We start from the raw sequence: 7,231 nt of genomic DNA on the forward strand, positions 1-7,231 counted from the left end.
GGGTGGAGTTAATCGGCTTCTATCACTCCCATCCCAACGGACCGAACGAACCGAGTGCAACCGACCTCGACACTGCCCGCTGGACCGATACATACACCGTCATCGTTTCGCTTAGTGGGAGCGAGCCTGAAATTGGCGCATGGCTGTTCACCGGAGAAGCATTCGAACCGAAACAGATCGCAGTCCAGACCAAGCCGACAGACGGCGATAGCACTTAGGAGGCTGAGAGCGAAGCGCGCCCATGGTCGATTTTCAGCAACGGGACACCCACCGCGACGAGGACGAATCGGAGAACGATGATCGGGACGAACAGGAGGAAACAGAACCGACGGCGGAGGAAACCAAGCACGACCACCACGCCCAAGACCTCGAGTCCGTCGGAGCCGCCGTGCTGACGGTCTCGTCCTCCCGTACGCTCGACGCCGATCCCAGCGGGGACGCCATCAGGGACGCCTTCGAGTCCAAGGGCCACCGAGTGGTGACAAGGGAACTCGTAGGCGACGACTTTGACCGGATTCAGGCCATCGCCGATCAGTTGGTCGAGCGACGAGATGTTGACGTTCTCGTCTCGACCGGCGGCACCGGGGTAACCCCGGATGACGTAACCGTCGACGCGATCGGCCCGCTTTTCGACAAACACCTGCCAGGATTCGGGGAGTTCTTCCGCCGGGAGTCAGCCGCAGATATCGGCTCGAAAGTCATCGCCTCGCGTGCGACCGGGGGAATCGCCCATGGGGTTCCCATCTTCGTCTTGCCAGGCAGCGAGGACGCGGTCACGCTTGCTATGGAGTCGATCATTCTCCCGGAAATCGGCCATCTGGCCGGTCTCGCACGACACGAAGACTGACGGACACCTAGTCGCCGGCCGGGTCAGGCCGCACGCGAACCCCAATACCGTCGGGGTCAGTTACAGCGATACCGGCAGACCGGTCCTCGACATCAACACCAGCCGCTTCGAACCGCTGTGCCGTTTCCGACACCACGCCCGCATCCGGCACGAGGAATTCGATCCAGTCGACCCCTCGTCCGGTGGCCGGTTCGGTCCGACCCAGGTAATTCGTCACGCCCAGTTGGTGATGCGTGTCGCCAGTCGAGAAAAACCGCGCCATGTCCCCGATCTCCCTGGCCAGCGGGAGGCCGAGAGCGTCGCGGTAGAACTCTGTCGCCCCAAAGAGGGCAGTCACCTCCAGGTGGAAATGACCGACCCGAGTTTCGGCTGGCGCGTTGGTCTCACCCGCACCGGCGGCGCGGAGGTCGTCGAGGTCGAGGGGGTCCGTTTCCATGACGACCTCTCCAGCATCGTTCGTCGGCCACTCGTCGCGTTTGCCGGGCACGAACAGTTCAACGCCATTGCCTGCTGGATCCGTGAGATATAGCGACTCACTCACGCCGTGGTCAGTCGCGCCCTCGAGTTCGTAGAAACTCTCGACCCGCTCGAGGGCCGAGCCGAGGGCGCTCCGGGAAGGATACTCGAAGGCGACGTGATAGAGCCCAGCCTGGGCGTCCGTTCGCAGACTGCGGTCGCCACCGTCTTTGAGTTTGACGAGTGGCGTCTCCTCCACCCCGAGTGTCCCCGTCGTTTCCGTGTAGTCAAAGAGGTTCAATCCGACGACGTCCTCGTAAAACGAACTCGTCCCGTAGAGATCCTCGACCGCGAGGGCCACTCGACCCGGTCGTGTCGCCAACGGCAGTTTGGAAGCGTGCTCGGTCATGAAATAGCGTAGGACACCCCAGCCTATTGGCCCTCCGGATTGAGGCAACGTCGACAGTAACCGGCAAAGAAAACATCCTAAAGGAGGTCGTCCATAGAACGGGTAATGAAAGTGGACCGTCCGAAGCCCGAGAAAACGGGGACTCGGAGATAATGGACCGAGACGTCGCAGATAAACTGGTCGCCATTGTGGCTGGGGCAATCCTCCTTTTTGGTGCCATCTGGAGTTTCCAGGCCGCCCAGCAACCGACCACAAGCATGAACGATTCGATGATGGATTCGATGATGGACGGCGGCATGGGGAGTTACGGAACCGATCCAACCGTGTTCCTCCTCGGTGCCATCTTCCTCGCGGCCCTCATCGGTGGGGGATATCTGTTCATCCGAAAGGACCTGCTCGCACCCAGCAGTGAGCCGACGGTAAACGGGAGTGCGGGAGCTCAAACCGCCACTCAGGTTTCGGAGCCAGCCCCTGAGCCCCAGGATACGGGTACCGAGGAACAGGTCAACCCAACGGACACCAGTGCGAGTTCCGAAACCGGACCGGCCGAACACACAGAACTCCTCCAGTACCTTCCAGAAGACGAGCGACGAGTGCTCGAACCGGTGATTGACTCGCCAGGGGTCACCCAGATCGAGGTCCGTGACCGGTCTGATTTCTCGAAGAGCAAGGTCAGCCAGACGCTGTCGGAACTGGAACAGCGAGGGCTGATCTATAAGGAAACACAGGGCCGGACGTTCCGCGTATACCCGGGCGAAGAGATCGACGAACGCGGTTCGGACGAACGCTGATCAAGTGTCTAGTGCGAGGAGTTGCTCCTCGATGAGAACGTCCGGATCGATCAGCGACGGGTCGACTCCTAAATCCAACTGCCGTGTGACGAACTCCGGGACCGAGTCCGGAGCATACCAGACGATTCGAACCGCCGGCTGGTTTCGTTTTGCAACCGGAATCGCCGCCGCCTCACCTGCATCCGTCACGAACAGCAACGCTGTCTCCGCAAGTCCGGCCTCGTTGAGGTCGGCTTCTGTCACGGGGGTTGGGACCTGCGTGGTTTGGACGCTGTTGTCCACAAGAGCCGTTTCGAGACCCCGGTCGGGGCCGACGATGAGTGCGTGTGTCATGCTTATTCGTATTCGATCGTAGCCGGTGGTTTGTGCGTGACGTCGTAGACGACCCGTGAGACCGAGTCGAGTTGGCCCGTGACCCGGCTCTGGATACGCTGAAGCACGTCCCAATCGAGCGGTTGCGCTCGGGCGGTCATGCCGTCCCGGCTTTCCACCGACCTGACGGCGATGATCCAGCCGTGGACCCGGTTGTCACCCTTGACGCCGGTCGCTTTACCGAGCACGGCCGCAAAGGCTTGCCAGGGCTCGTATTCGTCCAGTTCGTCCTCGACGACGGCCGTCGCTTCACGAGCCACTCGAAGTTTCTCCTCAGTCACTTCGCCGAGCACGCGGACGGCCAGGCCCGGGCCGGGGAAGGGCATTCGCTCGGACACCACTTCGTCGAGTCCCAGTTCCCGCGCGACCTCCCGAACCTCGTCCTTGTAGAGGTCCTGCATCGGTTCGACAATACCGTCGAAATCGACGACCTCCGGCAAGCCTCCGACGTTATGGTGGGACTTGATCGTCCCCTCGCTCTCGATCCGGTCGGGGTAAATCGTGCCCTGGACGAGCATCGAGGCATCGACTTCCCTGGCGACCGTCTCGAACTCCCGGATGAACTGTTTGCCAATGGCATGGCGCTTTTCCTCTGGGTCCATGATTCCGGAGAGAGCGTCGAGGAACCGGCCCTGCGCATCGACGATGCGTAGCGTGTCCATATGGGCAAAGGTTTCCCGGATGCCCGCGGTCTCCTCCTTTCTCATCAAGCCCGTGTCCACATACACTGGGACCAGTTGCTCGCCCACTGCCTCGTAGGCCAACGCGGCGGCCGTGGAGGAATCGACGCCGCCCGAAAGCGCGATGATGGCAGTTTCATCGCCCAATTCTGTCTCGATCTCCGCAATTGCGTCTTCGATGAACGAATCGACGTCCACCATCTCAGACCACCTCCTGGGCCGGTGTCGCTACTTCCAATATCGTTTCCAGAAAGCCAACAAAGGGTGGGCTCGCCCGGGTCGGTCGCGACCGGAACTCCGGGTGGAACTGGGTCCCCAGGAAGAACGGGTGATCCTCGAGTTCCAGGATCTCCATTCGGTTCCCTGCCTCGCCGGAGAACCGCAGTTCGCCCTCGGTCAGCGTCTCGATATACTCGGGATTGACCTCGTAGCGATGGCGGTGGCGTTCCATACATGACTCCTCGCCGTAGATATCGTGGGCCAGGGAGTCAGATTTGATCTGTGTTTCGTGGGCGCCCAGTCGCATGGTACCGCCGAGGTCCTCCAGATCGTACTGATCCGGCAGCAGGTCGATCACCGGGTCCGGTGTCGAATCGTTGATCTCCGTGGAATGGGCGGCTTCGAGTCCGAGCACGTTGCGAGCGTACTCGATGACCGCCAGTTGGAAGCCAAAACACAGGCCCAGGTATGGGATATCGTTCTCCCGGGCATAGGTGATCGCCTCCATCTTCCCTTCCACTCCACGGCTGCCAAAACCACCCGGAACGACGATACCGTCGGCGTCTGAGAGTCGTGTTTCGTCCCCATCGTCCATCCGGTCGGCCTCGACCCACTGGACGTTCACGTCGACGCCCTGGTTCAGACCGGCGTGTTTCAGGGCCTCCCGAACAGACATGTAGGCGTCACGGAGGTCGTACTTGCCGACCAGCGCGATGTCCAGTTCGGTGTCTGTCTCCTGGGTCACCAGGTCGCGCCATTGCGTGCTGCGATGTGCACGAGGAATCGCTCGCTCCGTGAGGTCCAGTTTGTCCATCACGTATTCGTCCATCCCCTCGTCGGCGAGCAACAACGGAACCTCATAGACGTCAGGGACGTCGTAATTCGAGAAGACCGCCTGGGTTGGAACGTCCCCGAAGAGCGCGATTTTTTCCCGGACTTCCTCTTCAAGCGGCTCGTCACTCCGGCCAACGATGATGTCCGGTCGGAGCCCGATCGAACGGAGTTCCTTCACGCTGTGTTGGGTCGGTTTGGTCTTCTGTTCGCCATTGGGGGCGTACGGAACCAACGTAACGTGGGTCAGCAGGGCGTCCTCCTCGGGTTCCTCGTCGACGAACTGCCTGAGCGCTTCGAGAAACGGCATCCCTTCGATGTCACCCACCGTGCCCCCGACTTCCACGAGACAGATGTCGTGGCCCTCGGCGGCTTCGCGAATGCGCCGTTTGATGTCGTCGGTGATATGAGGGATGATCTGGACGGTCTTCCCGAGATAGTCCCCCGCCCGCTCACGATTGATGACGTGCTGGTAGACCTTCCCCGTCGTGACGTTGTGATCGAAGGTCATGTCGATGTCGAGGAACCGTTCGTAGTTCCCCAGGTCCAAATCGACCTCGCCCCCGTCCTTGAGGACGTAGACTTCCCCGTGCTGATAGGGATTCATCGTGCCCGCGTCGACGTTGAGGTACGGATCGATCTTGACCGCCGTCACGTCAAAGCCCGCATTCTCGAGCAGACGGCCCAAACTCGCCGCCGTGATCCCCTTCCCGAGGCCCGACATCACCCCGCCAGTGACGAAAATGAACTTGTTCCCCAACGAGGGGTCGTATCCGGTCTCTGTCGGCATACTGACTGTGGGGTAGCGGCGGGCAAAACCATTTCGGACGAGGGAGCGAACGTTTTAACGGTGGAGCCGTTACCGGCCCCCATGGGACTGCTCTCACGTCTGTCCTTTCTCGTTCGCTCAAAGCTCAACGCACTCATCGGCCGGGCCGAGGACCCCCAAGAGACCCTGGATTATTCGTACCAGCAGATGCGGGACGAGCTTACCGATGTCGAGAAAGGGATCGCGGATATCACCGCCCAAAAGAAACGTCTCGAGGTCCAGCGGGACCGGCTGAAGGAGAACATCGAGAAGCACAACGACCAGGCTCGGGAGGCGATGGCCCAGGATCGTGAGGACCTGGCCAAACGCGCCCTCGAAAAGAAACAGGCAAAGCAGTCACAAGTCGAGGATCTGGCGACCCAGGTTCACGAACTCGAATCGACCCAGTCCTCACTCGAAGAGAAGAAGGCCGATCTCAAGCGCCAGATCGACGAGTTCAAGACGAAAAAGGAGACCGTCAAGGCCCGCTACGAAGCCGCTGAAGCCCAGACTCGCGTGTCTGAGGCCATCACTGGCGTCGGCGACGAGATGGAGGATGTCAACCGGTCGATCGAGCAGGCAACCGAGAAAACCGAGGAGATGGAGGCCCGTGCCTCCGCCCTGGACGAACTCGAAGAACGGGGGGTGCTGGACAGTGCGATCTCGGACCAGGACCAGATCGACCGCGAACTCGAGGCCGGCCGGGAGGAACGCGAACTCGAAGCCGAGATGGAAACACTCCGCGAGGCCGAGGGCAAAACCGAGACGGAACCGGCGACGCCGGAGGAGGAACAAGCCGAGGAAGTCAAAGCCGAACTCGAGGCCCAGGTCGACGAATCGGAAGTCGAGGCGGAACTCGAGGAGTTGCGGGGGGAATCAGAAGAGTCCTGAATCCAGGCGTCGCAGTCGAGTAGGAAGGCGGATTGTCGAGGGATCGCGGGAACCGATTTTCGGGTGGAATCGTTCTTCAAATCTTCGAGAAATTCGGACGGGGACCAGCACCAGTCCAGAACACCACTTAGATACCGCTTTCTGGAACGACGTCCGGGAGCGCCCACTCAGAGCGTCTGCAGTCTGCCACAGGCTGTGTCCATATAATCCCGGGCCCTGGAAATCGTTTGTCGCCACCCATCCCCAGTTTCAAAGCCCGTTTCTCTCGAACCGATCGGATGCCGATGAACGCCAGCGACGACAACGCGGTCTTCCGCCATCACTCTCGCTACGTGTACTCCAACCGCCCAGGGGCCATCCGTACCGCTGACAACGCCGACGAAGCTCCTGAGAGTGGAATCGGTATCTAACACTGTTACCGTCTGCGGTTCGTACTCCCCGCTCACTTCGCGAGGCCCATCAATCCATTCGGCCGTAACACCGTCAGTAAGCCCCGCGCGGACAATGATTTTCCGGGCCGTGTCGTGTTGGAGCAATTCCGTGGTGTCCATCGACCCAAGCGGGTTCGCCGATTGTCCTGCGACCGACACGTCCGGCGTCGAGAGTGTTCCCAGACTGAACGTCGCGCCCGCCAATGGAGCGGGGGCCCCAGCGTCAAAGAGGGTCTCCGAGCTGACGGTTTCGGACCCTTCCATTTGCAAACGGTCCTCGCCCAGTGACGGGTTTTTGGCATCGACGATGGCAAAACGGGTGTCAGCCATTGGGATCTCCTCTCCTGCATTCGCCGGTTGCAGCCCCATATCGGTTCCCAGCAGAGTTTCCTCAGACCCCCCATCCACCTCGTTTGACTGGTCGCCAGCAATAACCAGCACCTTCCCCCCATCAGTTCCGCCCGATGGCCAGCCCGGAATCGACCGTCCGGTTGCC

General features: G+C 60.9%; 9 protein-coding genes. 4 read left to right on the plus strand and 5 right to left on the minus strand.

Annotated elements, in window-relative coordinates; all coding sequences use genetic code 11:
• Both V5A26_RS10935 and V5A26_RS10940 read left to right on the plus strand, forming a co-directional pair.
• A partial coding sequence (locus V5A26_RS10935) for a Mov34/MPN/PAD-1 family protein (protein ID WP_332322510.1) occupies window positions 1–218 on the plus strand: 218 nt, incomplete at its 5' end.
• 23 nt (window positions 219–241) lie between these two features.
• Window positions 242–847 carry a MogA/MoaB family molybdenum cofactor biosynthesis protein gene (locus tag V5A26_RS10940; RefSeq protein ID WP_332321461.1) on the plus strand — a complete coding sequence of 202 codons (606 nt, stop codon included), beginning with the start codon at window positions 242–244 and terminating at the stop codon, window positions 845–847.
• A 7-nt stretch (window positions 848–854) separates the two neighbouring features.
• Here V5A26_RS10940 and V5A26_RS10945 read toward each other — a convergent pair whose 3' ends face one another.
• Window positions 855–1,712, minus strand: coding sequence for a VOC family protein (locus tag V5A26_RS10945; RefSeq protein WP_332321462.1), 858 nt, complete (start codon window positions 1,710–1,712; stop codon window positions 855–857).
• A gap of 152 nt (window positions 1,713–1,864) precedes the next feature.
• Here V5A26_RS10945 and V5A26_RS10950 point away from each other — a divergent pair, with 152 nt between their 5' ends.
• Window positions 1,865–2,503: a helix-turn-helix transcriptional regulator gene (locus tag V5A26_RS10950; protein WP_332321463.1), complete on the plus strand. Its 639-nt coding sequence runs from the start codon at window positions 1,865–1,867 to the stop codon at window positions 2,501–2,503.
• Here the strand turns inward: V5A26_RS10950 and V5A26_RS10955 are convergent, their stop codons facing one another.
• The 3 genes from V5A26_RS10955 to V5A26_RS10965 are packed head-to-tail and all read right to left on the minus strand — an operon-like array spanning window position 2,504 to window position 5,395.
• Window positions 2,504–2,836, minus strand: coding sequence for a DUF7126 family protein (locus V5A26_RS10955; RefSeq protein WP_332321464.1), 333 nt, complete (start codon window positions 2,834–2,836; stop codon window positions 2,504–2,506). It abuts the gene before it with no gap.
• Window positions 2,837–2,838: 2 nt separating this feature from the next.
• Window positions 2,839–3,756, minus strand: a complete 918-nt coding sequence (gene guaA / locus V5A26_RS10960; protein WP_332321465.1) for a glutamine-hydrolyzing GMP synthase — start codon at window positions 3,754–3,756, stop codon at window positions 2,839–2,841.
• A 1-nt stretch (window position 3,757) separates the two neighbouring features.
• On the minus strand, window positions 3,758–5,395 hold the full coding sequence (locus V5A26_RS10965) for a CTP synthase (RefSeq protein ID WP_332321466.1): 1,638 nt from the start codon (window positions 5,393–5,395) through the stop codon (window positions 3,758–3,760).
• Between the two features lie 81 nt (window positions 5,396–5,476).
• Here V5A26_RS10965 and V5A26_RS10970 point away from each other — a divergent pair, with 81 nt between their 5' ends.
• Complete coding sequence (locus V5A26_RS10970; protein ID WP_332321467.1) at window positions 5,477–6,304, plus strand: PspA/IM30 family protein; 828 nt, start codon at window positions 5,477–5,479, stop codon at window positions 6,302–6,304.
• A gap of 167 nt (window positions 6,305–6,471) precedes the next feature.
• On the opposite strand, the gene V5A26_RS10975 is transcribed toward V5A26_RS10970, so the two are convergent.
• On the minus strand, window positions 6,472–7,231 hold a 760-nt coding region (locus V5A26_RS10975; protein ID WP_332321468.1), incomplete at its 5' end, for a DUF6517 family protein.

This window comes from Halodesulfurarchaeum sp., assembly GCF_036626455.1.
Lineage (GTDB): Archaea > Halobacteriota > Halobacteria > Halobacteriales > Halobacteriaceae > Halodesulfurarchaeum.